Annotated in this window: 29 protein-coding genes; 26 read left to right on the forward strand and 3 right to left on the reverse strand. The window is 32.3% G+C overall.

What is annotated here, in order from left to right:
* Positions 1-557 precede the first annotated feature (557 nt).
* From KIK00_RS01790 to KIK00_RS01830, 9 genes are all read left to right on the forward strand, one after another.
* Positions 558-1,736, forward strand: coding sequence for a hypothetical protein (locus tag KIK00_RS01790; protein WP_255814864.1), 1,179 nt, complete (start codon positions 558-560; stop codon positions 1,734-1,736).
* Positions 1,737-2,143: 407 nt separating this feature from the next.
* Positions 2,144-3,580 carry a hypothetical protein gene (locus KIK00_RS01795; protein WP_255814865.1) on the forward strand — a complete coding sequence of 479 codons (1,437 nt, stop codon included), beginning with the start codon at positions 2,144-2,146 and terminating at the stop codon, positions 3,578-3,580.
* Between the two features lie 8 nt (positions 3,581-3,588).
* Positions 3,589-4,005, forward strand: coding sequence for a transposase (locus KIK00_RS01800; RefSeq protein ID WP_255814866.1), 417 nt, complete (start codon positions 3,589-3,591; stop codon positions 4,003-4,005).
* Positions 3,981-4,322, forward strand: a complete 342-nt coding sequence (locus KIK00_RS01805; RefSeq protein ID WP_255814867.1) for a helix-turn-helix domain-containing protein — start codon at positions 3,981-3,983, stop codon at positions 4,320-4,322. The genes KIK00_RS01800 and KIK00_RS01805 overlap by 25 nt, the downstream gene beginning before the upstream one ends.
* Before the next feature lie 1,063 nt (positions 4,323-5,385).
* Entirely contained in the window at positions 5,386-6,309 is a 924-nt protein-coding gene (locus tag KIK00_RS01810; RefSeq protein ID WP_255814868.1) for a hypothetical protein, read from the forward strand.
* 340 nt (positions 6,310-6,649) lie between these two features.
* Positions 6,650-7,387, forward strand: coding sequence for a hypothetical protein (locus KIK00_RS01815; protein WP_255814869.1), 738 nt, complete (start codon positions 6,650-6,652; stop codon positions 7,385-7,387).
* A gap of 262 nt (positions 7,388-7,649) precedes the next feature.
* The gene (locus KIK00_RS01820; RefSeq protein WP_255814870.1) at positions 7,650-8,387 is read left to right on the forward strand and encodes a hypothetical protein; all 738 of its coding nucleotides are present in this window, start codon (positions 7,650-7,652) and stop codon (positions 8,385-8,387) included.
* 111 nt (positions 8,388-8,498) lie between these two features.
* A complete protein-coding gene (locus KIK00_RS01825; RefSeq protein ID WP_255814871.1) occupies positions 8,499-8,915 on the forward strand; it encodes a transposase in 417 nt (138 codons plus the stop codon).
* Positions 8,891-9,229 carry a helix-turn-helix domain-containing protein gene (locus KIK00_RS01830; protein ID WP_255814872.1) on the forward strand — a complete coding sequence of 113 codons (339 nt, stop codon included), beginning with the start codon at positions 8,891-8,893 and terminating at the stop codon, positions 9,227-9,229. The genes KIK00_RS01825 and KIK00_RS01830 overlap by 25 nt, the downstream gene beginning before the upstream one ends.
* Positions 9,230-9,356: 127 nt before the next feature.
* On the opposite strand, the gene KIK00_RS01835 is transcribed toward KIK00_RS01830, so the two are convergent.
* A complete protein-coding gene (locus KIK00_RS01835) occupies positions 9,357-9,617 on the reverse strand; it encodes a hypothetical protein (RefSeq protein ID WP_255814873.1) in 261 nt (86 codons plus the stop codon).
* An 85-nt stretch (positions 9,618-9,702) separates the two neighbouring features.
* A complete protein-coding gene (locus tag KIK00_RS01840) occupies positions 9,703-10,455 on the reverse strand; it encodes a hypothetical protein (protein ID WP_255814874.1) in 753 nt (250 codons plus the stop codon).
* Between the two features lie 322 nt (positions 10,456-10,777).
* Here KIK00_RS01840 and KIK00_RS01845 point away from each other — a divergent pair, with 322 nt between their 5' ends.
* From KIK00_RS01845 to KIK00_RS01895, 11 genes are all read left to right on the forward strand, one after another.
* Positions 10,778-11,788: a tetratricopeptide repeat protein gene (locus KIK00_RS01845; RefSeq protein WP_255814875.1), complete on the forward strand. Its 1,011-nt coding sequence runs from the start codon at positions 10,778-10,780 to the stop codon at positions 11,786-11,788.
* Positions 11,789-11,878: 90 nt separating this feature from the next.
* Positions 11,879-12,310, forward strand: a complete 432-nt coding sequence (locus KIK00_RS01850) for an AraC family transcriptional regulator (RefSeq protein ID WP_255814876.1) — start codon at positions 11,879-11,881, stop codon at positions 12,308-12,310.
* Between the two features lie 193 nt (positions 12,311-12,503).
* The gene (locus tag KIK00_RS01855; RefSeq protein WP_255814877.1) at positions 12,504-12,953 is read left to right on the forward strand and encodes a transposase; all 450 of its coding nucleotides are present in this window, start codon (positions 12,504-12,506) and stop codon (positions 12,951-12,953) included.
* A gap of 271 nt (positions 12,954-13,224) precedes the next feature.
* On the forward strand, positions 13,225-13,737 hold the full coding sequence (locus tag KIK00_RS01860; RefSeq protein WP_255814878.1) for a hypothetical protein: 513 nt from the start codon (positions 13,225-13,227) through the stop codon (positions 13,735-13,737).
* 264 nt (positions 13,738-14,001) lie between these two features.
* Positions 14,002-15,633 carry a tetratricopeptide repeat protein gene (locus KIK00_RS01865; RefSeq protein WP_255814879.1) on the forward strand — a complete coding sequence of 544 codons (1,632 nt, stop codon included), beginning with the start codon at positions 14,002-14,004 and terminating at the stop codon, positions 15,631-15,633.
* A 164-nt stretch (positions 15,634-15,797) separates the two neighbouring features.
* On the forward strand, positions 15,798-16,136 hold the full coding sequence (locus tag KIK00_RS01870; protein WP_255814880.1) for a hypothetical protein: 339 nt from the start codon (positions 15,798-15,800) through the stop codon (positions 16,134-16,136).
* 595 nt (positions 16,137-16,731) lie between these two features.
* The gene (locus KIK00_RS01875; RefSeq protein WP_255814881.1) at positions 16,732-17,730 is read left to right on the forward strand and encodes a hypothetical protein; all 999 of its coding nucleotides are present in this window, start codon (positions 16,732-16,734) and stop codon (positions 17,728-17,730) included.
* Between the two features lie 32 nt (positions 17,731-17,762).
* Positions 17,763-18,797, forward strand: coding sequence for a hypothetical protein (locus tag KIK00_RS01880; protein ID WP_255814882.1), 1,035 nt, complete (start codon positions 17,763-17,765; stop codon positions 18,795-18,797).
* Between the two features lie 144 nt (positions 18,798-18,941).
* Positions 18,942-19,481: a TMEM175 family protein gene (locus tag KIK00_RS01885; RefSeq protein ID WP_255814883.1), complete on the forward strand. Its 540-nt coding sequence runs from the start codon at positions 18,942-18,944 to the stop codon at positions 19,479-19,481.
* 246 nt (positions 19,482-19,727) lie between these two features.
* Positions 19,728-20,132 carry an RteC domain-containing protein gene (locus KIK00_RS01890; protein WP_255814884.1) on the forward strand — a complete coding sequence of 135 codons (405 nt, stop codon included), beginning with the start codon at positions 19,728-19,730 and terminating at the stop codon, positions 20,130-20,132.
* A 9-nt stretch (positions 20,133-20,141) separates the two neighbouring features.
* Positions 20,142-20,438: a helix-turn-helix domain-containing protein gene (locus tag KIK00_RS01895; protein ID WP_255814885.1), complete on the forward strand. Its 297-nt coding sequence runs from the start codon at positions 20,142-20,144 to the stop codon at positions 20,436-20,438.
* 119 nt (positions 20,439-20,557) lie between these two features.
* On the opposite strand, the gene KIK00_RS01900 is transcribed toward KIK00_RS01895, so the two are convergent.
* On the reverse strand, positions 20,558-21,067 hold the full coding sequence (locus tag KIK00_RS01900) for an AAA family ATPase (protein ID WP_255814886.1): 510 nt from the start codon (positions 21,065-21,067) through the stop codon (positions 20,558-20,560).
* A gap of 615 nt (positions 21,068-21,682) precedes the next feature.
* Between KIK00_RS01900 and KIK00_RS01905 the strand changes: the two genes are divergently transcribed.
* The 6 genes from KIK00_RS01905 (at position 21,683) to KIK00_RS01930 (ending at position 25,963) form a co-directional block, all read left to right on the forward strand.
* A complete protein-coding gene (locus tag KIK00_RS01905; protein WP_255814887.1) occupies positions 21,683-22,162 on the forward strand; it encodes a transposase in 480 nt (159 codons plus the stop codon).
* Positions 22,163-22,648: 486 nt separating this feature from the next.
* The gene (locus tag KIK00_RS01910; RefSeq protein WP_255814888.1) at positions 22,649-22,891 is read left to right on the forward strand and encodes a hypothetical protein; all 243 of its coding nucleotides are present in this window, start codon (positions 22,649-22,651) and stop codon (positions 22,889-22,891) included.
* A 4-nt stretch (positions 22,892-22,895) separates the two neighbouring features.
* A complete protein-coding gene (locus KIK00_RS01915) occupies positions 22,896-23,186 on the forward strand; it encodes a hypothetical protein (protein ID WP_255814889.1) in 291 nt (96 codons plus the stop codon).
* A 21-nt stretch (positions 23,187-23,207) separates the two neighbouring features.
* Positions 23,208-23,540 (forward strand): transposase, encoded by a 333-nt coding sequence (locus KIK00_RS01920; protein ID WP_255814890.1) that lies wholly within the window; start codon positions 23,208-23,210, stop codon positions 23,538-23,540.
* A gap of 147 nt (positions 23,541-23,687) precedes the next feature.
* Positions 23,688-24,824, forward strand: coding sequence for an AraC family transcriptional regulator (locus KIK00_RS01925; RefSeq protein WP_255814891.1), 1,137 nt, complete (start codon positions 23,688-23,690; stop codon positions 24,822-24,824).
* Positions 24,825-24,826: 2 nt separating this feature from the next.
* A complete protein-coding gene (locus KIK00_RS01930) occupies positions 24,827-25,963 on the forward strand; it encodes a hypothetical protein (RefSeq protein ID WP_255814892.1) in 1,137 nt (378 codons plus the stop codon).
* Positions 25,964-26,110 lie beyond the last annotated feature (147 nt).

Here is a 26,110-nt window from a genome sequence, read left to right on the forward strand (position 1 = left end):
TAGTACACTGTGTTTTTTATTCACCAAAGCTTTAAGTAAGTGTACTGTTATTTTAGAGGCGATTTTAAAATCGCCTCTAAAATATAAAAGAGGTCAATTTTGTGATGACAACAGCACATTATTTTTTGAAATAATTGTATTTTTAAACACTCCCTAATTTTGATGAAAAGTATTTGGAACTACTATAAATGGCTTAACTTCTTAATCTCTAAATAAAAATATTTAACGATTAACAGCTGCAAATAAAAACGACATTCTACATATATTTACTTACAATTTATCCTAAACTTATTTTAACCTATCTTCTAATATCTATGACTCATTTGCGAAACATTTTTTTTGTTCTGCCATTTTTTCTGATAAGTCATTTTCAATCTCAAATCACCATTGCGAAAATTGATAGTATGCAAACCCAATCTGTTAGTAAACTCCTTATGCACGGCGAATTGTATAAAATCGTACAATTAGAAACTAAATTGCGAAAAGAATGTCAGAAATTACATTACAAAAAAGGTGAGATCCGAGGCTATCTTGATATAGCAACTGTATTGAATGTAATGAAAAAAAACAAAGAGAGTCTTCAGATGCTTGAAAAAGCAGAGAATGCATTAAGAGATGAAGATGATTATGGACTTAAATCGTATATGTATTTTGTCTACGGCACCAACTATAATTCTTTGGGATTACATGAGCAGGCAATTAAATATTTTGATGATGCTTTTGTAATAGCTCACAAGATCAAAGACGAAAAAGAAAAGGAGTATAGGCTTTACAGCATTTATGACTGGAAAAGAAACAGCTTTGAACATCTGGGAATCATGGATTCTGTCTACAGTAATGAGCGGAAATGTATGAAATCACCTATGCCAATGCTCTATATAACAATTGCTGAAAGACATTTTAAGTTAAAAAATATAGATTCAGCTGAATATTATATTAATAAAGCAAATAACTTGCTCTATACCAGGAAGATACCTATTGAAGGCAAGGCTAATGTGCTTAGGGCTTTTGGAAAGTTAAATATTGAAAAGAGAAATTACAGTAAAGCACTGGATTATTTACTTAGTTCCGTAAATATTACTTCAAAAGCACATTTGGAAAATGGTACACTGGAATCCTATAAGTTAATTGCTGAGGTATACAAAGAATTAAATCTTCCTGAGTATCAGAACGAATATCTGATAAAATATGGTTTGCTAAATGATAGCATAGAACAAGAAGAAAAAGCTGGAGTTAATAAAGTGATTAAGATATTAAGCAGTGAGCAGACAGATGAAAAAAAGAGGAAAAATTATATTTTTTTTTATATCACACTTGGCGGCTTTTTATTGAGTGCAATGACTGTGCGCTTTATTTATAAGTTTTTGATAAGGCGGGAAAAAATTAAGAGCTCTTTGATGTATGTGAGGGTAGAAGAATCAGAAAGTTCTTTACAAAGGTTATCATACACTTATGAAGAATTGATTACGCTGGCTAGGCAGTCAGATCCATCTTTTATGCTTAAGTTTAGAGACTCATATCCGGATTTATATGATGGCCTTCTTTCAAAATATCCAGATCTTAACTTAAATGATTTGAAGTTATGTGCATTTCTTAAACTAAACTTCTCCAACAAGCAGATTGCTGATTATGATCACATATCGGTTAGAACTGCTGAATCAAAAAAATATAGGTTGAGAAAGAAATTAAACTTGTCCAGGGATATTGATCTCTATAAATGGATTAATGATTTCTGACCTACTTTCATTCTTGTGATTAAATGATTTGAAAATCAATGTTTTGTATTTTGAAGTATAAATGCAGTATGAATTCTTTTGTTTTGATCACATACATTCGTTTTGCAAATGAACAATGAATAACCAACTATGATTACCTACTTAATTAAAAATTTTATTAAATCAAAATACAGTAATAATGTAGAAAAGCAAACCTGTTCTGTGATTTTGAGATGTTAAGTCTAAAATCACAAAAATTAAAAGATTCTAAAAACACAACAGATGCTTCACTCAATTTTATACCCTTGTAATTCCACTGCTTATCTTGGTATAACTTTCTGTCTTATTGAAGATATTTAGCCCTCTGAGAATTTGTTAAGAAAAAATTGAGTGAATTTTAATTAAAAAACACAATAAAATTCTTATAAATGAAGAAAACATTATTTCAAGCAGGAGCGTTTCTTTGCGGAACGCTTCTGTATTCTCAGACTGGAATCAACATCTCCCAGCCTAAAGCTACTCTGGATATTCATGGCTTTGAAACTGATGTTAAAAAGGCAGATGGCGTAATAGCACCAAGAATTACCGGAAACCAGCTAAAAGCAAAAGATGCTTTGTATACAGATGAACTTAAGGGAGCAATGGTATACGTGACTGAAGGTGTAAATCCGGCAAGTATTAAAACAGCTAATGTGATTTCTGCCGGATATTATTATTTCGATGGCAGTATATGGATCAAACTGTACGGCGGAACTTTTAATGGAGATCCGTCACCGGATGCTTTTATAGATGATATTGCCAACAATATGGTCAAACTTGGCTTTTCTTCTTCAGGAAGTTCCAGAATTGCAGGTTCGGACTTTGTCATTAAAGATAATGGAAATGTTGGAATTGGTAATCCTTCTCCTACTCAAAAACTTGAAGTAAGCGGGAATGGTAAGTTTGAGTCTGGAAATACTCATATCGATATCGTTTCCAATGGTATTAATCCTGCTAATATTAATTTGATGCGCAACAATAACGGAACCAATTTGTCAAATGGAAATCTTATTGGATATTTTAATTTTAACGGAAGAGTAAATGGGGTTGATAATACTCCTTTATCAACAATTGTAAGCAGTTATCAGGGAAATGGAACTGGAAATGAATCTTCTATAGATTTCCGTACCAGCGGTACTTCAAATGTTGATATGAAGCTCGATGAAAACGGCAATTTGGGAATTGGTACAACAACACCTTCCAAAAGACTTGATGTTCAGGGAACCGGAATTATTTCAGGTAGATTAGGTATTGGAGTGGCTGACCCTGAGAATAAATTGGACGTGGATGGGAATGCCCGCATTAGGGCAGTTCCTTTAGGAGCTTTAAATGACACAGATAAATATGTTGGAATTACCAGTGAAGGAATTTTAAAGAAGTTTGATATCGCTCTTCCCTCATTTGGATTGTTTGCGACAAGTACGCAAACGGTTACCAGAAATGCTGATGGAGTACCCAGACCCCTGGCTTTTGATGATGTTAATAAAGTGGACAATGCATATATTACCAAAACAGGTCCTAATACTTTTAGAGTAAATAAGTATGGAATTTATACCGTAGAAGTATGGGGATTATTTTCCGATATTCCTGAAGCTAATGATGGAGTAAGAACAGGATGTACGATAAAGGTAGATACAGGTGGAAAAACCGCCCAGTTAATCGGGAGTAGATGGGAACTAGGTGATGGAACAACAAATGTAACAAGAACGATGATACTAAATGCAAATAGTAATATTACCGTAGAATCAAGATGTCTCCGTAATGGGGACCAACAGTATAGGACAGCACCAGGATCGACTGTTTTTATTACATATATACCTATTTAATTTTTGTTATGAATTTTAAAACCATTCATATTGGACAAATGATAGAACAGAAAATTGCAGAGAACGGGATAGAAGTATCCCGTATCTGTAGTTTTTTGAATGTTACGGAAGTAGGTTTACAGCAAATATATAAGGCTGCAAGCATTGATAGTGATTTACTGCTACGGATATCTAAGTTGACTGACTATGATTTTTTTCGTATTTATTCTCAGCATCTGATCTTGTATTCACCATCTAAAGGGGCACAAGTTCAAAAGAACAGGACCGGAATGCCGGTTTTTAAAAAAGGAATTTATTCAAAAGAAGTTATTGAATTTATTTTAGAACTGATAACATCCGGTAGAAAAACAAAGTCTCAAATTATCGAGGAATATCGTATACCTAAGACAACACTGTATAAATGGATGAAAAAATTTCAAAAGTGAATAGATATCCCAATTATCGTAGGATTTACATAGATTTTATTAAATTAAAATATCCGGAGAAAGAGTTTAAATGTAAAGCATTGCTGGAAAAGAAAGTTTTATCTGCTTTAGATGTGATTAAGTTAAACTCTATACTGTTTAGTGACGAGTCTGAAAATTTTAACCAAAAACTTCGTTCTTATGATGAAACAGCTATTTTAGAGATTCTACTGTACCAGAAAATCAACGCTCTTAATAATACGGAAGCAGCATCTCACTTTAAATTAAGCAGGAATACAATTGCCAAATGGAAAAGATTATTCTCTAATAAGATTTAGTGTCCATCCTCATGTTCTAAAAGAACTTCAGTTGAGACGCTTATTTTTATCATTATCCTTTTGCAAACTATTTAATAACCTATGCATTTTTGTCAGTCATGGAAACCTCTGTGGTTGGTGCATCTAAATTTTTCCCCTGTCTGTTATCTTCCTTCTAAGATTGAAAGTCTTTAAAAATCTGCATTACAATCACAATCTACAATATATTCTGCTTTATAAAAATTCATAAACTTTCTAATTGCCAAAAGTGTATCATCGTATTTAAACTTAAGTAGAGCTTCAATGAGTTTTGATTGTTCCATAAATAGATGATTTGATTTTGTGTGAACAATAGCATCTCTCAATTCCTTTAGTTTCGTAATGTGAGCATTTGTCGGAGTTTGTGTTTTAAAAAAGTTCTTTTTGTAATAGGATTTCAATGTATTAATTTTGAAATATTTATAGTTGGATTTTTAAACTATACCCTTTAAAAGCCTGAACAAAATTTTCTAAAAAAATGCTTTTTGTTTTATCCCGTGAGATTTTTTAAAAGTTCGATTTCTCATTAAGGTTTTGAAACTTTCTTTACTATGGGTTTCTTGTAATTCTTTGCCATAAGATATAGAAAGTCTACTACAATGGGGAGTGATCATTGGTGGAATTCTCTATATGGCAGGCCTGTTTCATTGCTATAAGCAGAGCGCTATGGTGAGTTTTCTCAAATTACAGTATAACTTCATTTAATGTTGTAAAAATTCAGATTAATAACTATTGAGTAGTACAAAACAAGGTTTAGACTAAAACACTGCAGCATCTTAAAATAATTACAGAGAAGAGAATTTTTTCTAAGAAAATTTTATGGTTTTACCCTGTGACATGAGTACGGAAGGCTTTAATTTCAAGTGAAATTTAGATTTTTGACGAGAAAAATCTGTTATTTTCGGAAATTCTTACAACTAAATCAAGGAGGTAAATTGTTGTTATTGGAGGTTTTGCAGGTGTATTTTCTTGAGTTTAATGTACTTGGATTAAATGACAGATATTTTGGTGAAAAAATGCTCTATTTTGGATTATATAAATTATCATGTTAAATTATATAAAAGAAAAAAGGCAGCTGGCTGCTGATGAGATTGAGTATGAAAAAAGTCTTTACTTTGATATTTATACTCTTGTACTTGTATTGATTCTTGGTTGCAATGTAGTCCTGAATGTTTTCTTTCTAAATCAACTTGTGTATGGTGGAATATTCTTCGGAATGGTTCTTTTTATGTTGTGTACATTGCTTTGGCCGGATAAGATACGGTTTAACAGGTATCTTTTAATGCTTCTTTTCTGGTTTCTGGGATTGGTGATTTTTTACTGTGATACTATAAGTGGAAATGGGGCTATGAATTATCTGTCATATATATCTCTTACCATCGCTGTAGCATTTTTTTTTGACTATGATAAGGATAAGTATATCATTTTTATGCTTGTGGTTACCTATGTAATATTTTTTTTGATCAACATCATCACGGACTATTCTATATTTTCATCTCTTCATCAAAATCTATCTCCTGTAAAACTTTGGTATATAAGAGTTTATAAGGCATTGGAGATCTCCTTTTGCACTTTTGTTGGGATGTATATTATACATAGGAAGGAAAAAATGATCATAAAATATTATATAGAAAAAGAGAAGCTTAATGACTTTATAAAGAAAACAGATAAGATAAGTTCGTCCAATGAATTGTATGAATTAGCAATGAGTAAGAACTCACTTTTTATTACCTATTTTAAATCTGAATTTCCTGAGTTTTTTGAAAAAATTTTAGAAGTCTGCCCAAATCTCATCTCATCAGAACTAGAAATCTGTGCTTTATTAAAACTAAACTTAACCACAAAGGAAATTTCAATTGCGACTAACACAACTATCCGTGCTGTGGAGAATAAAAAGCATAGGATTCGTAAGAAAATTAATCTTCCTACAGAAACTGATTTGAATCTATATATTATAAAAACCTTTTAATTATTTACTGATATTCAGTTGGTTATTTGCTTTGAGTATAACTAAGTAGGTGTGAAAGTAGATGTGAAAACTGTTTTTTTTAGTGTTAGGGTTCTTTTTATCTAATATTGCACCTGTCAAGAAAATCAAGCAGTTGTATTTTCTGAAATAAAACACAAATGTCTTAATATATAGCTGGGAATATTATTTCCCAGCCCTCTCACAGGGGATAGAATATTACTTCCCCGGATCAATTTAATATAAGGGATAAAGATATTGAATAGTAATTCATTGGGTTTACAATGATCCCTAGTTATAGAAATAATAAAAATTATTATATAATCCTTAAGTAAAAAACATTATGAAAAAATTTAGTTTCCTGGCAATTTTCTTTTTTGTCAATGCCTATAGCCAAGTAGGAATCAATACTGGAAATCCAACTGAAATATTGGATGTTAATGGTAATGAGAGAGTACGAATACTTCCCAAACATCAGACGGCAAATTCTATTTTTACAAAACCAGACGGTTCGAAATCAGATAATAAAGATCAGTCATTTATAGCAACTAAAACTGTGGTAGCAGATGCAAATGGAGTTTTGGGATATGTTGATGGATTACCCAAATCCAATGGTGGAGGTTTGGATGTAGGAGATGCTATTACAAGGATTTATTCTGTACCTGCTGCTACTGCTCAGTCTAATACGTTTAATTTAAAAGATTATATAATAGCCAATGGTTTACAGGCTTTACCCTCTATAGATGGCTTGGAAATGAATTTACAGGGAGTTAGTTCAAATTTTTATGATCCTCGTATATATAATATATCAAACGGTGCTTTACTTGTCAGCTATCAGTCATTTGCCACAGTGGTTAATGAAAATGAGACTTCATTAAATAATAATCTGCTGGCGGGAAACTATCTTCGGATTGACTCTAATGACATAGTGTATTGGAGTACAACAGCAGCGGAAGTTGAGACCACAAATCTGCAGGTACAGATTGATAGTAATACTTACAGATGGTATGAATTTAAATGGTGGTGTATGGAAGTGTCCGGACAAAAGAAGATTTTTATGTCGGTAGTTCGTAAAGCTTAAAGCTAAATACCTTCTGTGAGATATATGAATAAACAACTGTAATCTCTCAGCATTTAATACTTTATAACTTCTGAAACAAAACACAAATGTCTTAATATATGGCTGGGAATATTATTCCCAAACTTTCCAACGGGGATGCACGGAATTCCTGCATCTGTTTAATATAAGGTGTGCTGTATTGAATTGTAGTTGATCAATCTGAAATAGCCCCTAAACATAGAATAATAAAATAATTGTATAATCCTTTTGTTAAAAAAACATTATGAAAAAAATTAGTTTCCTGGCAGTTTTCTTTTTTGTCAATGCCTATAGCCAAGTAGGAATCAATACTGGAAATCCAACCGAAATATTGGATGTTAATGGTAATGAGAGAGTACGAATACTTCCCAAACATCAGACGGCAAATTCTATTTTTACAAAACCAGACGGTTCGAAATCAGACAATAAAGATCAGTCATTTATAGCAACTAAAACTGTGGTAGCAGATGCAAATGGAGTTTTGGGATATATTGATGGATTACCCAAATCCAATGGTGGAGGTTTGGATATAGGAGATGCTATTACACGAATTTATTCCGTTCCTGCTGCCACTGCTCAGTCTAGTACATTTAATTTAAAAAATTATATAGTAGCCAATGGGTTGCAGTCCTTACCATCTATTGATGGTTTGGAAATGAATTTACAAGGAGTTAATTCAGACTATTATGACCCACGTATATATAATACATCTAATGGAGCTTTACTTGTTAGTTATCAGTCGTTTGCTACAGTTGGTAATGAAAATGAAACTTCATTAAATAACAATCTGCAGGCAGGAAGTTATCTTCAGATTGATGCTAATAATATAGTATTTTGGCGTACAGACGCAGCAGAGGTTGAGACTACAAATCTTCAAATACAGATTGATAATAGTACTTACAGGTGGTATGAATTTAAATGGTGGTGTATGGAAGTATCCGGACAAAAGAAGATTTTTATGTCGGTAGTTCGTAAAGCTTAAAACTGAGTGTTTTTAGTATGGATAACATACTTGTAAACAATTGTAGCAATCTTTCCGGTTAGTAAAGGAAAAGCTCCATTGATATTTAAACTCACTTAAAATACCCTTGATTTGGATTTAAAAAACATTAATATTGGAGAATTAATTAAAGAAACCGTAGCGCAAAATGAGGTAGAAATGTCCCGTATCTGTAGTTTTCTCAAATGCTCCGAAGAAGAGGTCATCAGCATGTATAACGAAGAGAATCTGGATACTAATACACTACTGCGTTGGAGTAAATTACTTGAGTATGATTTTTTCCGAATCTACTCTCAGCATTTAATACTCTATAATCCGATTAAAAAAGGACAAAATAAAAATATAGAAACCCAATTACCCCAATTCCGTAAGAATATTTATATGAAGGAAATGAAAGATCATATCCTTGAAAAGATCAATAAAGGTGAAACAACCCATAGGGAGGCTATAAAAGATTACGGAATTCCTAAAACAACACTATACGCATGGATGAAAAAAGCCAACAATTGATGCCTGATTATAGAATGATATATTACGATATCCTTTCTGATAAATATCCGGAGAGAATGGATGAATTTAAAAATTTACTTGAAAAACCAACATTGTCTGTCTTGGAGATATTACAGATAAATCAAAAAATTTTTGGAAAGGTAGATAAGTCAGTAGAAAGATTCAATCAAAGACACAGATCTTACAGTTCCAATGACATCTTTGAAATATTGGAATATCAGAAAAAGAATAACATGAGTAATATGAAGCTTGCCAATCATTTTAAATTAAGTAGAAATACAGTAGCTAAATGGAAAAAACTGTTCCTGTTATAGGTAATATCAATGGTGTTAAAAAAGATAATTTTTGTTAAAGAAAACAACCTTTTATATATGAAAAGGAGACCAAACGGTCTCCTTTCTTATACAAAATTGCTTTTTTTGTTAAGGATTGTTTAAATAATTACTTTGTAAAATTACCATTTCCACCTCCGGAACAGTCTCTTTTTACTTCAGTTCTTTTTTCACAAACAACAAAACAAAGGAAATAAGTTTTTGTCACTTTATAAGTAACAGTACAATTTCCTTCTTTTACTGTAATTATTGTACATACTTGTCTATAGCATTGTGCTGTTTCAGCATCTTTAATATTTAGTGTATTTGCACTGATATTAGCAGTTCCTAATGTTGCAAGTAATAATCCTGCGAATAATGTTTTTTTCATCGTAAATGATTTTTTAAAGTTAATAATGAATGTTATTATGTATTTTGTTTTTAGGGAAATATAATTCTCGATTAGGAAGAATAAATTATTGAACAGGGATTGCAATAATATCAAACTGATCTGTAGAAGTAGCTCCAAAGGTAGCTCTTATACCCATAGTGTCCCCGGTGTAGGCAAATACATTACCAACCAGGCTAACAGTATAGGTACCTTCATTTAAAACAATACTTCTGTTTCCATTCAGGTAAAAAACACCGAAGACATATTTTTGTCCGCTATTGGTAAAAGGAATACCTGAATTGATAATATCCTTGGAGTTTAAGATCAGTTTAGCACCTATTCTTTTTGAAGTTCCGTCAAAAAGAGCGTCCCCGTTGGCTTTTACAATATCAGAAGCAGAAATATTATAAGAAAATGTAACCATTGATTTTTTAGACAGAGTGAAGGTTTTTGTTGCTAAAACTGGTGTTGTAGTGAGTTCACCGTTTACGGCTGATATTGTACTGGTGGTTGGTACAGCATCCAAACCATCGACACCGCCAATAATTACGGAAGGTTGTGCAGGAATCCAGTTTACGGAACCTATCACACCATTAGAATCGGCTACAAGAGTTTTAAGAGCTTTGAAAGACTGATCCTTATTAATGGACTTTGTTCCATCTGGTTTAGTATAGATAACGTTTGAGGCTCCGTCCAGCGGAAGCTCTCTTATTCTTTCCGTACCATTAATATCTAAGATTTCTGTGGGAGTGGAAGTACTGATACCTACACTGTTGGATTGAGCGTAAAGCGAAAGGCATAAAGGGACTGTAATTGCAGTCAATAATTTTTTGTTCATTTTATGTTTTTTTAGTTTGGTGTTCAACCGGTCTGTGATTAACAGGTTTGCAAACCTACACCTTTGCCTCTGTCAGAGAAAGTTTAATACAAGATGATTTATGAATATGTCCCATTTTTTTCGAAAATATTCTTATGGAAAATTAGGTAATCCAATATGATTGATGTTGTACTTAATTATTTGACTATAAAAATTTTAGACATAGTTAAATACGAGTTGAATTCAGAAAAACTTACATTGTTCTTTTGTGTGGATCAATGGGTTATTATTTAATTTGTTAACACAAACACGACTAATGATAGAAAAAAAAATTTTGATTTTTTTGTATTGTATACTCTCATTTACAAGCTTAAAATCATTAAAAGAATCACAAATTGAAGAAGAAATTAAAAAGATTCAAAACCTTCCAGACAATAATCCCAATAAAATTATTAAACTCTCTACAGATGTATATCGTATTGCCAAGAATATAAGGTACAAAAAGGGCGTACTGGAAATTAACAGCTTTCTCATCAATAAATATTGTGAGATTGGAAATTTTAAAAAAGCCATTGAACTGTGTAACGAGATAGAAAAACTGGCTGGCAAAAATGATACAATGTTGGTTAATTCCCACAGATATAAGGCATCTGCATATATTGAACTGAATTCTAATAATAGAAGTCTTCAGGAGCTTAAAAAAGCTCTTGAGGTAGCAGATAAAATAGAGCTTCAAAATGATAAGAATTATATGAAAGCTCTTGTATATAAAGAGTTTGCAACTTATTTCTCTCATGTGAATGCATCCATTGATTCGGTAATGTATTATCAGAATAAGTGCTTGAAAACTGCTATGAATATTGATGATGACAAAGATTTTCAGGAGAGAAAGTACCATACTCTGGCTGTAGCTTATATGAATTTAGGGGTGATGAATACAGCTTTGGGAAACACCGAAGAAACTATCAGTAAATTATCAAGAGCCCTGGAGATTTGCCAGAATGAAAAGTATCATATCCATAAAGATCTTGAAGTAAGTATACTCAATGAATTTGCATGGATGTATTATGAACGGAGAAAATATGATAAATCTGTGCGATATGCAAATCAGGCAGAAAGGGAAGAAAAGAAGGTGGGTATACCTTATGTTCGCAGAGACATTTATGAAATTTCCTTTAAAGCATATTCGGCATTAAAACAAGAGGCTCCCGCAAGAAAATACACCAATCTTTACATCAAGTTAAATGACAGTCTTGTGAATGTAGAGAAGAATGGGGTGAATAACAATAGAAAAGAATCTGTAATAGGCAAACAAACAGGCGACACGGAAACAAAGCAGGGTAATATATCATAATCTGGATTATTGTTATCATTATTATTTATAATAGGTTGTCCCGTTTTATGGAAAAAATTATATAAAATAAACACGGAAAATAACACAGTAATGCAAGATGAATCTCAGGAATCTTCAAATGAGAAAAATCTAAACATTCCTGACTATACAACAAAATCAATATTGCTTAAACTTGTTAAATTCGAAAAATCTCAGAAATTTTTAAAAAAGGATATAAGTCTTAGTTCCTTGGCTAATGATTTTGATACTAATACACGGTATCTCTCAGCAATTATAAAACAGCATAAAAAAAAGAGCTACAGTAACTATATTAATGGATTGAGGATAGCCTATATTAAAACAAAACTCGCTGAGAATCCTATTTACAGAGAGTACAAAATAAGTTATCTGGCTGAAGAGTGTGGATTTTCGTCAAGAGAGGTTTTTGCGGTGACTTTCAAAAAAGAAACTGGAATTACTCCTTCATGCTTTATCAGTAGTTTAAGTAGCCACCTTATGCAAGATAATTTCTTTCAAGATTGAGTCGTAATATTTTGATTAATTGGATAGAGCTTGATATGCTTTTTAAGCATTTATCGCAATGTATTCAGAATCTATCACACAGTTCTTTTTTCTGTATTCACCTAAAACCATATTGTTGTACTGGAAATAGAACTGGAATATACATTTTTAGACTTAAAATATATAGAATGGATCAATAAAAGCAAATGAACTTATGATGGATTTAAAACAAATTAATATCGGACAATTACTTGAGAACAGTGTAAAGGAAAATCATATTAAAATAGAAAGCTTGTGTGGCTTTTTTAATTGCGAAGCTAAACAGATTGAACAGATGTATAGCGCGGATGCTTTGAATACAGATATTTTAATCAAATGGTCTCAGTTATTGCAATATGATTTTTTCAGGTTGTACTCTCAACATTTGGTTTTATATGCTCCTCCGAATGCTAATAGATATAATCAGGTAGAAATCAAAAAAAAGGTACATACTCAAGAGCTTCAGGTTCGTAAAAATATTTATACAAAAGAAATTATTGAATTTATCATCAGAAGAATCAATAAAGGAGAGATGACCAGAGAAGAAATCATCAGTAAATACCGGATCCCCAAAACAACCCTTTACAAATGGCTGAATAAGTATAGTGAATATATGGAAGAATAAAAGCGGCAACACTCTTCTCTTAGATTGTTCAACGTTAAAATTAACTGTTGGTAGGGTAAGTAGAATTTCTGATACGGTTAGAAGGTATTCTTTAAGTTTATGGACTTTTTAACAATATATTATTGGACTAACTACCAACAATAATAAAGTGAAGCTATTATAATTTTGACAATATAGAAACCAAATATAAAAATAATAGAAGTTCTACTGAATATCAAATAAAACAATGTGAAAATAATTAATAATTATAATTTCAAAGACTTACATAAATATGAGAAATGATTTTTTCCAAAATTATTATGCTTGGACCAAAGGTGAAATAGAACAGGGAAAATGGATGGTAACCGCTGCGGTTCTTCTGGTTCCTGTCTTGATACTGCTCGTGAAAAATAGTAATGTAATTTTGCGTGGGATGACCCTGCCGCTTTTTCTACTTTTTGCAGTTAATATTGGATACGGAGGCTATTTAATGATGAATAGAAATCAACAGGGACAAAAAGTGGAAATGCATATAAAACCATCCGCTGACGAATCTCTTAAAAATGAATCCCAAAAACTAAAAAAAGATCACACTGTCTTTTTAGTGCTGAAGAAAATCTGGGTTATATTAATTATTACTTCTTTAATATTATATCTGGTGATGCCTGATGGTTATTATAAAGGTTTAACGCTTGGTTTTGCCATAATGTTTGTTGGTCTTTTGACAGTTGATACTTTGCTTCACCATAGATTAATGCAATATCTTGAGAGTATTGATTTAAAAATAGAATCAATATCAAAATAAGCTGAAGATAGTGATTGTATTATCAACACTTATGTTCTTATAATACTCAATTTAAATTGCCTTAAATTGGATATAATCTTAAGTATCTGGTTCATTTCTATTCAGAAATTGTAACGAATTAAAGCGATGGTTTAATGATTTTATCTATCTGTAATACAGTATGTTAATTGTAATTTGTTATGTGATGGATTCCGAAAATATAACAAAAAAAATTAACCAAGTTGCTTGAATTAATGTTTATTTTACATATTATAAACATCAACCATGAAAAATTTTATCTTCCTCATATTGTGTTTCTTTTTTAGCAGTATCTATTCCCAGGCTTTATCTGAAAAAGATCTAGACAAAGAGATTAATGAACTAAGGGAACTAAACAGTGTTAATCCTAAAAAAGCTATTCAACTTTCAATAGAAAGTTATAATTCAGCAAAAAAAATAGACTATAAGAAAGGCATGCTTGGCAATCTTATGATCCAGATGGCAAAGTATTTTGATCTTGGAGATTTTAAAAAGGTAATTGAAATCAGCAAAGAAGCAGAACTTCTGTCAAGCAACCTAGATAATGCGGAAGACTTATCAAATACCTTCAGACTCAGAGCTTCAGCCTATACTGAGCTGGGATTCAATGATGAAAGCTTAAAAGACTTTACCAAAGCTTTAGAAATATCTGAAAAGATCACATCTTCTGATTCCAAATTTTATTATAGAGCTCTTATCTATACAGGGATAGGAAGCTATATGGCCCATATCAATGCTCCCGTAGATTCTGTAATGTCTTATGAAAAAAAGACATTGACTGAAGCTTTGAAGATGAGTGCTGATAAAAACTTTGTAAGTAAAAAATATTACCTGATTTCCAATGTTTATACGAATTTGGGAATGATGAATGTAGCGAAGGGATACCCTAAAAAAGCAGAAGAGTATTTTACCAAAGCTTTAGAAATTTGCAGAAATAAAAATTACTCAATAAATGTACAAACAGAGATACTCGTTTTAAACGAATTTGCGTGGCTTTATTTTGATCAGAAAAACTATGACAAAGCTATACAATATGCTAGAGAAGCTGCTGTTATGGAGAAGCAATTCAGTTTTCCATACATCCGAAGAGATATTTATGAAATTCTGTTTAAATCCCAAGTAGAGAAAGGAAATAAAGAAGAGTCTGCCGAATACATGGCGAAATTTACCAAGTTGAATGATAGTATTGTAAATGCAGAAAAGATAACGATTAATACTCCAATGAAACATATTTTATCTGAAAAAGAGAGTGATAACCATGATTCAATGAATAGAATATTGATAACAGGGGCAGCTTTATTTGTTCTTTCAATATCAGGAGGATGGATCTATTGGAAAAGAAGAAATAAAATCTTACATCAAAATTATGAGGAGATCATCGAAAACTTAAAAAAAGCAGAATCTGTATCTGCTGAAGAAAAGGATGTTCATGCTGATACTCTGGTCATAGAAAATGCTGGAAATATTGTCTATCCCCATGAAAAAACATCAAACCTTATTATTAAAAATAATACTGTAGATAATATTTTGTCAAAACTGAAGAAAATTGAAAATTCACAGAAATTTATCAAAAAGGATTTTACACTCACATTTCTTGCCAGTGAGCTGAATACAAATCCCAGATATTTATCTGAAATTATAAAACAACATAAAGGAAAAAGTTACAATAATTATATTAATGGATTAAGAATTGGCTATATTACCAATAAACTCTATAAAAACCCTGTATACAGAGAGTATAAAATCAGTTATCTGGCAGAGGAATGTGGTTTTACATCCAGGGAAGTCTTTGCAGTTATTTTTAAAAAAGAAACGGGAATGACTCCTTCTTATTTTATCAGCCAGTTAAAGCAAGAAGATTTAATGTATTTGCAATAGCTATTTTAGTGGATCATAACATCTGGAAACTCCTTACTTAGATTAGGAGCTTGTTATGTTTATTGTGATTTTTTTTTTCACTTTTATTAAAATTCTATAAATAAAGAAAACACTCATATTTTGTGGGTGTTTTTATTTTTGATAACAGCCCTAAAATATTAATTATGGAAATTGATACTTTAAAAAATCAACTCGCAGTGCTATTATGTAATGATTTTAATACATGGCATACTGTATTGAACAATACTCAGCCGGAAGGTTATATTTGTAATCATTGGAAGGTAGATATCGATTCAAAGAATATCAATATTGATCTTAATTCCGGAATGTTTGCTGTTGATGATGGTTTTCTATCTTCATATATAACGTTCGTTAGAAATGGAAATAAACACAATGAGTTTTATAATAAAGCTTTTACAGTGAAAGGGAAGTTTAAATATAAGGGAGAAAATCTATTTGAATTGAAAGATATTGATGTAGGTATTGAAATAGATATATTTTAGATCGTGTTACCATTTTTTTTTGTAGTTTAATATTGTTAATTATAATTATTTATTTTGAATGAATTGTTAATGTTTGGAATGGTTGAATTAGAAAGAAATTCCGAATTTATTACAGCTGTTTTTGTTTTGAATGAATTTGTTAACTATTTGGTTATTAGTGTTTTATTTTATTTTTTTTATTGAAAATCAATTTTAAGTGAAAAAAATATTGAATGTATCTTCTTTTTTTTAACTTAGTGAAACAAAATCCAATCGTAAAAAATATACTAATAAATAATAATTGATAAGAATTTGATTTTTTTTAAAAATATTTTCTAATAACTTGCTCTCCCCACTATCCAGGCAGGTATTATATTTAATAAATAGAACCGCACGTTAAATCAATCCATTGCTTATACCGTCGACAGTGATTGATTTGGAATTAATTCTTCCAACCTCATTTTACATTCCGATAATAAAACAACTAAATATTCAGACCTCATTTTAAGTCTGAGTTTTATGAGTTTTTGTACATCATCCTTTGTCCATTTGTTTCTCAAGTTGGGTGGATATTCGGATGGTAATTAGCTTGTGTCAAATTCAAAAAAATAAGACTATGAACACACTTGAACTACTTAAAACCCAATTTAAGTATCCGTTCCCTACATTAAAGAACCCTAATGCGGATCTATTGCAGGAAATAACAGAGAATCAATGGATTGATGGAGAGTATCTTTGGCTCTACGAACAAAACCCCAACCTTCGTAAGAAGTATAAGATGACCAAGACGGCACATATTGCTTCCCATTGGTTTCCTACGGCTTCTCCTGAACGATTGAGGCCAATTTGCAGACTGATGTTATGGACCTTGTATAATGATGACCTCTATGAAGAAAGTGAACTTGAAAACATCGAATACGTACATGCACAATCAATTGCTGTACTTAGGGGTGAGGTTACCGGTGAAGATTCCGGAATCCCTTTGGGTAAAATGCTGGCTTCCTTGAGACAGGAGCTGTTACAGTTTATCCCGGAAGAATCACTTTTCCGTTTTACACAGATGATCGATAAATATTTTATGGGATTGAAAACAGAGCTGATCTATAAGAAGAACAAAACTTATCCCAGTGTAGTAGAGTGTATTGCTTTACGCGAAAACTCTATTTGCCTGTATCCTTTCCTCCAACTTACTGAAGTGGAAACAGGAATCGTTCTTCCACCGGAAATTCATGCAAATCCGGTAATACAACGTTTACAAACTTTAGCCTGTCATTTGGTTACCTATTTCAATGAAGTTCAGTCTGTCTTGAAAGATGAAGCTACAGACAGCGTGTATTATAACATAGTGAAGGTCATTCAGAACGAAAGACAAATGTCTCTGATGGAGGCATGTCTTGAAGATTTACGTCTGCATAATGAAGACTTGAATGAATTTCTAGCACTGCAAGTCTCTCTTCCGGATTTTGGTGAATGGCAGGAAGCGGTTATTAATTGGGTACATTACATGAGCATGGTTTTGAGTGGTTGGAAGAATATATCTACAAAGTTGGGAAGATATAATGCTATGGATTTTCCGGATGCCGGAGAGCTGAAGGCAAAACTAAATGAAATATAATAATCATATAATCTTAAATACATAATAAACCTATGAGTATCAGAGAAGAATTAATTGTTCCTAAATGCTATTATCCCTGGGAAACAGTCCAGAGTCCTATTGCCAATGCTTTTGATGAAGAAGAAAAAGAATGGTATGACAATGACTATACTTTTATTTCTGAAGAAGGAATAAAGAGATGTAAACCTCAATTTTTGTCTCGGGTTGCCACTTATATGAATCCAACTTGCAAAAGTATTGATCTTATGCGCCCCTGTGCAAGGTTGATGATCTATATCACCATTTTTGATGATTATTTTGGAATAACACCAAGAGATGAATTGAAAGTTATGGCCGATAGAGTTTATGAGGTAATGATGGGGGATGAGCCCAATCCGGATGAGATTGGAATCCTCCGACAAATGGCACAGGCAAGAAAAGAATGGCTGGCCAATGGAATGCCACAATTTTGGATAGACCGTGTCTCCATCAATTTCTATGAATTCATCATGTATGGCATGGCAGAGGAAATTCCTTTCAGGCAAGTAAAAAATAGAACCTATCCCTTGCTTGCCCATTATCTGAGTTTCAGGAAATACTCAATCGGAATGTGGCCTTATGGTGACCTGATAGATCCTGCCACTGACTCCCCGTTACCTGTTCACCTCTACAATCATCCCATTGTACAGCGCTGCAGGGAAATACTTTCTCTGGTTATTGTTATTCAGAATGATTTTGCCTCTTTAAAAAAAGAGCTTGAAATAGAAAGTGAAAGTTTGAACATCATCTTCATTCTGAGTAACCAGTATAATCTATCATACCAGGACTCTTGTACAGAAGCGATGAAACTGCATGATGCATATTGCCAGGAGCTTAATGATTTGCATAAATCTCTACCAGATTTTGGAGAATTCCAGGAAGTAGTATATGATCATATCCAACATATCAAATTACAAATAAGTGGCTGTGCAAACTGGTATTATAATTCAGGAACCAATCGATATGAACCAAAAGGATTCATTGTTCCACAATATGGAAGAGAGGGTGATGAAATTGTAATACCTCATAGTGTATTCGTTAAGAAATAGCGGATGGATGTTCCATTGTGAATAATATATAATATTCTCTTGAAAAGTAATATTACTGAGCCCTTTAACAATGTTTATTTGAACCATGAAGAAATAAACAGGAAAATTGGATTAGGTAATTTTACTGTTTAGCTATTAATGACTATGAAAAAAGAACGATTAGATGCCATTACGGATGGGATAATGGCTGTGATAAGCACTCTTATGCTTATGGATATCAAAATACCAAATTTATCATTTGCACATTTGCCTGGTATTTTGTATCAGATATTTGTTTATGCCATGAGCTTTGTGACTGTAGTCATTGTATGGCTTAACCATCATCGTATCACTTTGCATAAAGAGAAGATAGGGATCAATTCTGTTTGGATTAATTTCGGATTATTGTTTGTAATATCATTTATCCCTATTGCTACAGCGCATTTAAGTGAATCTTTTTTTGATACTTCTAACCATATGTTCTATGGTGTTGTTACGACATTGGTTGTACTTTTCTACGCAATCTTTCAGGAGTGTATCACCCAATCAGAAAATGAAAAGAATATACGGTTTGACCGGAAGATGAGTTGGTTGACAATGGGACTTTATCTATTAAGTATTCCATTAAGTTTGATAACCGTGTATATATCCGGGACTATTTTTCTTTTCGTACCTGCTCTATATTTTATTCAAAGTAAGAAATAGTAATTTCAACAAAACATTATAAGATATGAAATTCATATAACGATGACAGATTTGAATCAAAGGTAATGAGTGCTACATGCTTACGTTAATTGTATAGTTGTCTTTGTTTGCCATCTTCGTTCAAAGCGGTATTACCATACTCAAAACGTATGGTAATATCGCTTTCTTAATATTCTGCACGAGCATTGGGTTTATCATTGCCATGTCCCGGATAATAGAATGTTATAATTAAAATTACTCTTTTTTATGAAAACACTCCTTAACTTTTTAATATCTAATGTTCACTTCTTGATGACGATTTACAAAACAAAACTTGAATCGGGATTGTATAACTATGATGAAAAGTTCGTTACTTCCCATGACCACTTAGTCGCACAGATTCTGGCTAACGACCGCCTGGAGAAATATCTTTTGAAATCTATAAGCGAAGCCGAAGGATATGTTTTTGAAAAGATAAATGATCAGTCTCCATTGGATTGGTCTTCTTCAAAGTCCGGATTGGTTGAACTTTTATATGCCCTTCATCAAACACGTTGCTTTAACGGTGGAAATATTGAATTTAGTGAGGTAATACGCTTTACTGAAAGATCGCTGAATGTCAGTTTGGGAAATTTTTATAAAACCCTCCATGAAACTTTGTTCTACTCATAAAAAAATATCATGAATATTGACAGAATAGAATTTATGGCTTGGATGGAGAGAATTATGACTCGTTTTGATATCCTTCATAAAAAAATAAGCACCAAACAAAATAAACTGTCTTCTATTGATTGTGAGCAGTTACTGGATAACCAGGACGTTCTTCAGATGCTTAAAATCAGTTCACGGTCACTACAGCGTTACCGGTCAGACAAAAAACTGCCGTACTATACGATAAGCGGTAAATTATATTATAAGCTTTCTGATGTTCATCAGCTGATCAGAAACAGTTTTAATAAATCTTCCGGATATTATTAGGATAGTCTGTAATATAAATAACATTGATTTGATATCGGCCTTTTATGGCTTCTTTCTTCTATTATCAGTACTAATAGATCAAGTATCTTTGTAATGAAGAGAAACAGTTCGGATGCCGATTATAAAATTTTATCAAGTACTTGGTTTCTGCGATTCAATACTGTACCTCTTACTTCAATTACCTCTATTCCAAAATCACTAATCCAATCGTAGAGTAAATCATTAACCTTACTTCTAAGTTTTGGAAGGTTTGTCTGATAGTTCTGCATCAGATCCAGCTCTTCAATGGGAACAAAAACAAAGAGATCAATTTCTGCAATGAGTGTTTGAGTTTTTTCAAAAAAGGATTGAATATTTCTATTTGGATCAATAACATGCAGATAGGCAAGGATATCAAGGACAAACCGATCAAATATAACGTCATTTCCGCTTTGGGAAATAAGATGGACCGAGTAATTAAATTGTTCAACAAAATCCTCAGCATTAAGATGTTCTGAAAATTCATAACCTGAAAGCTCTAATTGACAGTAAGGTTCTGTTTCAAGGGTATAGCCAGGAAGGCTCTCCAAAAGTTCTTCTGCTAATGTTGTCTTACCAACATTATGCGCTCCAAATACTGCAATTCTCATATTTTATTTTTGGGCTAATTTACTTAAATCACAATATATGCGTAGATGAAAACAATTGTATTTTATACCCTAATCTGTTTAATGCGATTGTATATAGTATGCTATATATTCTCTTCTCCTGTAATGATCATTTTTGTATCCTTTTAGTTACAATGGTATTATTACTTATTGATCAAAATCATTAAATGGGAATTACTGTACTTTTCTGAATAATTTAAAATATTTCATATTTGGTTGTAAATCAATGTTTTGATTGTTTTGTAAATGCTGTTTTACAAAATGTCAGTTATTGTTTTTACCTTTTTTTCTTTATTTTTTTTTTGAGGTTATAGTTTTGTCTCATCAAAGTTTCAGAGCACTGCCTGATGTTTTAGACCCGGGTATGCATAAAAATTATTTATGATACGACTGAATACTATGATTAATCTCAATTTTTCAGATAGACAAAACTCTAAGCATAGTCCAATGGATGATGAATTAGCAAATGATGAAAAACACAAATGATAATGAGTATGCTAAAAAAGTTTCCGATGAGGAGATTTCTCCTCATCATGTCTGTCTATAATTAATAAGCTTAGTTAAAATCGGGTGTTACCTAATCCGAAAATGAGAGTTATGGAAGATTTTAAAAATATCCATTTAGGAGAATTTATTAAAAAGCGAATTGAAGAATCTGCAATGGACATGGACAGGATCACTGCTTTTATGAATAATACAGAGGGAGAAATTAAAGAAATGCTTTCAAGTCCTTCTTTAGATACAGTAATATTGCTTCGCTGGAGTAAATTGCTGCGTTATGATTTTTTTAGGTTATATTCTCAGCATATCATGCTGTATGCTCCTGCCGGAGCCAGGGAAACCGGAAGGGAAACAGAGAGTAGAAAAGGTTCTATGCCCCGATTCAGGAAAAACATCTACACTCCCGAGATTATTCAGTTTATCCTGGAGCTTATTGAGACTGGGGAAAAAACAAAAATAGAAATCATTGAAAATTATCGAATTCCTAAAACAACTTTGTATAAATGGATAACTAAGTACAGGAAGAAACAGAAAGAAAATATGGCAATGGATACAATTAACAATAGCTCTAAATAAAATCTTTTTTTCCTTAAAAGTGTGATTGTAAAACATATAAGTGATGTGGTAGGATTGCATACTAGAAATTAATGTTTCTGAACATTTTGGCTCGATGCTATATAGAAACTTAAATCGAGTGTGCATTCTTTTTTAGAAAGACCTGGCAGGCTTTTGATAGTGTATCGGAAAACGCAATAATGAATAAAAAATGATGAAACACAAAATCATGAAAGATATACACAAATATAGCCTGCCCAATGGGGAGATTTTTCTCCCCGTTATGGTCTACTTTAAAGCGGGTGTAAGGCCTTGCATATTCATAGCCACTGTAAAATCCCTTCAAAAAAGCAAAATCCAAAATTTAATCTATTATTTTTTGGAGCAAAATTTTAGTGCACATTGGGGCCAGATAGCTATCAGGTTATTATGAATAGATACCCATTGTAAAAAGGTATTATAAACGAAATTTTAATAATAAATATGTATTTGAAAATCAATAACAGTATGAAAAATTTTAATCTGTTAGGGAAAAGCAGGGATCAGATTTGTTGTGATATGGGTAGAGATCCTGATGAGCAATCAAAAGAAATGTGGTGTTATGTGCTGGATACTTCCTGGTTGAAGAAAACTTTATTGTTTATTGAATTTGAAGAAGAGAAAGCTTCTCATTTATCTGCAAGGGCTATCTATAGAAATCCTTTGGCCAGATCAACAACTAATAGTAGATCCGTTTATCTTTTTAGGTAAGTATATGGAAAGATCTGAAAATAATCAATATTATAATCTTCAGGGGCTTACGAAGTATGAAGTGAGAGAAATGCTGGGCAGTGAATTCAATTTTTTTCCTGCACGTTCCTGGAGCTATGCACTGAAAATAAGATGGTGGGAATCTGCCCGTCATCTTGTTCTCATTTTTGAACAAGAAGTGATAAAGGACATCTATATAAGTATATCCTATCTTGGGTTTTACACAAGAAAACAAAAAACCAACGGAATGATAAGGAAAAGTATATTAGAGTACGGAGCAAATAAAAAAATATAATAATAACCATAATAGATAGTGATGAAAAATCCATTAATCAATGAGGCAAGTCCTGATTATAAAAGGATCTATAAAGATCTACTTGAAATGAAATATCCTGAAAAGAAAGAAGCATGTAGTATAATTTTAAAAAAAACTAAGATTACTGCTCTTGATGTGATCCAGATAAACAGAATCATATTTGGCAAAAATAAGACGAAAAGAAAACACAGGTCTTATGATAAAAATTCAATAACAAAAATATTGAAATATCAGTATGACAATAGTATGACAAATATTGGCTTAGCCAAGGAGTTGGGAATCAGCCGTAATACTATCGCAAAATGGAAAAAATATTTTCAGTATAAAATATAATAATAAGAAACAGGAAATATAAGTTCTGCCCTTGCTTTCTTAAAATATTAGAATATCATTAGAAAGTAGATATATTGAGAAAAAATAAGACTTAAAATCGTTATTTTTGTAAGCCTCAGGAAAGAGGACTTATAACCAGATATTGATATGGCAGAGCTATTTAAGTATATATATACTTCACTACCAATGATCTCTTCACTCACTTGTGGTATGCTTTTCGTCGTCGCTTACGGACAGGAACTAACCAAAGTGGAGGAGCAGGTCAAGAAATTACTGGGTGTTTATTTTGCTTTTATGGTCTTAAGCTGGGTATATGTCCAATTTAATTTTAACTATGAGCATCTGTTGAAATATTACCTTCCTCTAGTCTGTTTTGTATTGCAGCTCAATCAGGTTATTTTTTATCATTTTATCAGCCTGCTGACCCCTGTAGAAAAAGACAATCTGTTTCATATAAAAGTCCATTATATTATACCACTGATCCTTCTCTTTGTTTCAGGAATTTTTATGATAACTTTTACGGGAATTAATCAGCTTTCAAACGACGCCGTTTCATCGTTATTTATGCCCTATACATCTCTTTCAGTTTTCTTTTTCATGCTTTGCTATGCGATACTGGGAAGCATAAGAGTTATCCGGTATAAAAGAATATTGATAAAAAAACACGGAAGAGAAAAATGGAAAGTGATGCGTTGGATGGTGCCACTGATGGTCGTAAGATTTTTGCTTCTTATCCTGTTTATATGTAATCCTTTGCAGCTTAACTTTGTATTGATAGCAATGACCCTTCTTGTTCCTGTACAGCATATCATCATTGTCTATAATATCCTGATGAGAAATTATGCAATATTATCTTTCGGTGACCATAATACCGTTATGATCGCAGGAGGGGAGATTATTGCATTGTCAGATGTATTTAATAATCAGGAGGCTAAACCTGTAAGCAATGCATCACTGCTTCTTGCCAAGGAAGAGCTGGAACAATACTATGAAGAGAGTAAACCTTATCTGAATGCCGGGTTTAAGATGCAGGACCTTGCTGTTTATTTTGAAACGAACAGAACCTATCTTTCAGGATTTATCAATAAAACCTTTGGAGTCAATTTCTCCCAATACAATAACCTGTGGCGACTAAAAGAGATGAAATATCTTCTGGAACATCCTGAACATAAAGATAAAAACCAGGAAGAACTCGCTCTGATGGCTGGGTTCTCTACTCCAAGAGCATACTGGAGAGCCAAAAAAGCTGCAGAACAAAAGGTTGAACAAAAAGACAATGAATAAATATGGAAATTGAACGTTTATTATTAATCATGTCATTTTCTATTGCTGTATTTTCTGCTCTTTTTTGCAGTATATTGCTTTTGATAAGACTGTTTTGGAATAAAGATGAATTTATAAAAAGAGTAATTATACTTCTTATTAGTGGGTATATAGTTGAAATTATTTATGTGATTACTATTTTCTTTTATAATTTTGATAAAGATACTTTTATTCAGACCAAACCTGTTAATTTTTTGACAATGCTGCTGTTACCAGTCATGTTTTATCATTTGATCTTTAAAATAACCAGACTCCGGACTGCTGAGCAATTTTCATTCTGGCATTACGTACTCCCATTGAGTTTGGCTGCAGGATATGGATTATGGTTTGCATTAACACCCTGGAGCATTCTGTTGCTTATGGATGCAAAAGATATTCAATGGATAGCGGGTTATAAAGGCTTTATTTTTTTTGATTACAGTCGTTTTTATATAAGGTTGATTCTGAGTCTGATTTATTTAGGTCTGGCAGCCAACAGAGTAATTCGTTACAGAAAAGAAATAGTGCAATATTCTTCCAATATGGAAGAAACTTCTTTGGCATGGCTTTATCAGATCTTTGGTGTGCTTTTTTTGGTTATTCCATTTCCTGTATTATATTATTTTATTGGATCAGAGGTATATACGAAGTTTGTCGGATTGGTAGTTCCTCTTCTATTCATATTGCTATTAAATGTAACTACTTGTTACCATATTTTCAGACAGAACTTTATACTGCTTACAGAAGATATCATAGCAGACAGGCTGTCAGAACAGGAAAAGGAATCCAGGGAACCTCTTAGCCATGAAGTAGTTTCAAAATACATGGATGTAAAGAAACCTTATCTGGACCCTAATCTTAAAATTACAGATCTGATCACTGCTTTTGGTACCAATCGTACCTATCTGTCTTCTTTTATCAATACAACATATGGGCTTAACTTCAGCATGTACATCAACCGATACAGGCTGGAAGAATTTCAGAGATTAAAAGAGCTCCCGGAAAACAAAATGGCTGATGAGGAAGAATTGGTTTACCTTGCAGGTTTCAGAAGCCATCAAAGCTTTAAAAGGAGTGAGAAAATTTTAAAGTCTGCTGTTAATGCTGGACCGAACCAATAACGAAGCGGTTCTTTTTACTCTGACATTTCCGTTTTAATCCAAATACTAACTTTAGCAGAGAATTATTTCCTGTTCATTCCGAACGTAAATCTTAACTGGATGGTTATGATCCAGTGTTTTGTAAAAATATAAATTACAATTGCTGAT

It is taken from the genome of Chryseobacterium sp. MA9, assembly GCF_024399315.1.
Lineage (GTDB): Bacteria > Bacteroidota > Bacteroidia > Flavobacteriales > Weeksellaceae > Chryseobacterium.

Excerpts from the sequence above, each read along its gene's own strand:
- KIK00_RS01790 (WP_255814864.1), top strand. The coding sequence starts at position 558 with ATGAAAAAAAACAAAGAGAGTCTTCAGATGCTTGAAAAAGCAGAGAAT.
- KIK00_RS01795 (WP_255814865.1), top strand. The coding sequence starts at position 2,144 with ATGAAGAAAACATTATTTCAAGCAGGAGCGTTTCTTTGCGGAACGCTT.
- KIK00_RS01800 (WP_255814866.1), top strand. The coding sequence starts at position 3,589 with ATGAATTTTAAAACCATTCATATTGGACAAATGATAGAACAGAAAATT.
- KIK00_RS01805 (WP_255814867.1), top strand. The coding sequence starts at position 3,981 with ATGGATGAAAAAATTTCAAAAGTGAATAGATATCCCAATTATCGTAGG.
- KIK00_RS01810 (WP_255814868.1), top strand. The coding sequence starts at position 5,386 with ATGTTAAATTATATAAAAGAAAAAAGGCAGCTGGCTGCTGATGAGATT.
- KIK00_RS01815 (WP_255814869.1), top strand. The coding sequence starts at position 6,650 with ATGAAAAAATTTAGTTTCCTGGCAATTTTCTTTTTTGTCAATGCCTAT.
- KIK00_RS01820 (WP_255814870.1), top strand. The coding sequence starts at position 7,650 with ATGAAAAAAATTAGTTTCCTGGCAGTTTTCTTTTTTGTCAATGCCTAT.
- KIK00_RS01830 (WP_255814872.1), top strand. The coding sequence starts at position 8,891 with ATGGATGAAAAAAGCCAACAATTGATGCCTGATTATAGAATGATATAT.
- KIK00_RS01835 (WP_255814873.1), bottom strand. The coding sequence starts at position 9,617 with ATGAAAAAAACATTATTCGCAGGATTATTACTTGCAACATTAGGAACT.
- KIK00_RS01840 (WP_255814874.1), bottom strand. The coding sequence starts at position 10,455 with ATGAACAAAAAATTATTGACTGCAATTACAGTCCCTTTATGCCTTTCG.
- KIK00_RS01850 (WP_255814876.1), top strand. The coding sequence starts at position 11,879 with ATGCAAGATGAATCTCAGGAATCTTCAAATGAGAAAAATCTAAACATT.
- KIK00_RS01855 (WP_255814877.1), top strand. The coding sequence starts at position 12,504 with ATGATGGATTTAAAACAAATTAATATCGGACAATTACTTGAGAACAGT.
- KIK00_RS01860 (WP_255814878.1), top strand. The coding sequence starts at position 13,225 with ATGAGAAATGATTTTTTCCAAAATTATTATGCTTGGACCAAAGGTGAA.
- KIK00_RS01865 (WP_255814879.1), top strand. The coding sequence starts at position 14,002 with ATGAAAAATTTTATCTTCCTCATATTGTGTTTCTTTTTTAGCAGTATC.
- KIK00_RS01870 (WP_255814880.1), top strand. The coding sequence starts at position 15,798 with ATGGAAATTGATACTTTAAAAAATCAACTCGCAGTGCTATTATGTAAT.
- KIK00_RS01875 (WP_255814881.1), top strand. The coding sequence starts at position 16,732 with ATGAACACACTTGAACTACTTAAAACCCAATTTAAGTATCCGTTCCCT.
- KIK00_RS01880 (WP_255814882.1), top strand. The coding sequence starts at position 17,763 with ATGAGTATCAGAGAAGAATTAATTGTTCCTAAATGCTATTATCCCTGG.
- KIK00_RS01885 (WP_255814883.1), top strand. The coding sequence starts at position 18,942 with ATGAAAAAAGAACGATTAGATGCCATTACGGATGGGATAATGGCTGTG.
- KIK00_RS01890 (WP_255814884.1), top strand. The coding sequence starts at position 19,728 with ATGAAAACACTCCTTAACTTTTTAATATCTAATGTTCACTTCTTGATG.
- KIK00_RS01895 (WP_255814885.1), top strand. The coding sequence starts at position 20,142 with ATGAATATTGACAGAATAGAATTTATGGCTTGGATGGAGAGAATTATG.
- KIK00_RS01900 (WP_255814886.1), bottom strand. The coding sequence starts at position 21,067 with ATGAGAATTGCAGTATTTGGAGCGCATAATGTTGGTAAGACAACATTA.
- KIK00_RS01905 (WP_255814887.1), top strand. The coding sequence starts at position 21,683 with ATGGAAGATTTTAAAAATATCCATTTAGGAGAATTTATTAAAAAGCGA.
- KIK00_RS01910 (WP_255814888.1), top strand. The coding sequence starts at position 22,649 with ATGAAAAATTTTAATCTGTTAGGGAAAAGCAGGGATCAGATTTGTTGT.
- KIK00_RS01915 (WP_255814889.1), top strand. The coding sequence starts at position 22,896 with ATGGAAAGATCTGAAAATAATCAATATTATAATCTTCAGGGGCTTACG.
- KIK00_RS01920 (WP_255814890.1), top strand. The coding sequence starts at position 23,208 with ATGAAAAATCCATTAATCAATGAGGCAAGTCCTGATTATAAAAGGATC.
- KIK00_RS01925 (WP_255814891.1), top strand. The coding sequence starts at position 23,688 with ATGGCAGAGCTATTTAAGTATATATATACTTCACTACCAATGATCTCT.
- KIK00_RS01930 (WP_255814892.1), top strand. The coding sequence starts at position 24,827 with ATGGAAATTGAACGTTTATTATTAATCATGTCATTTTCTATTGCTGTA.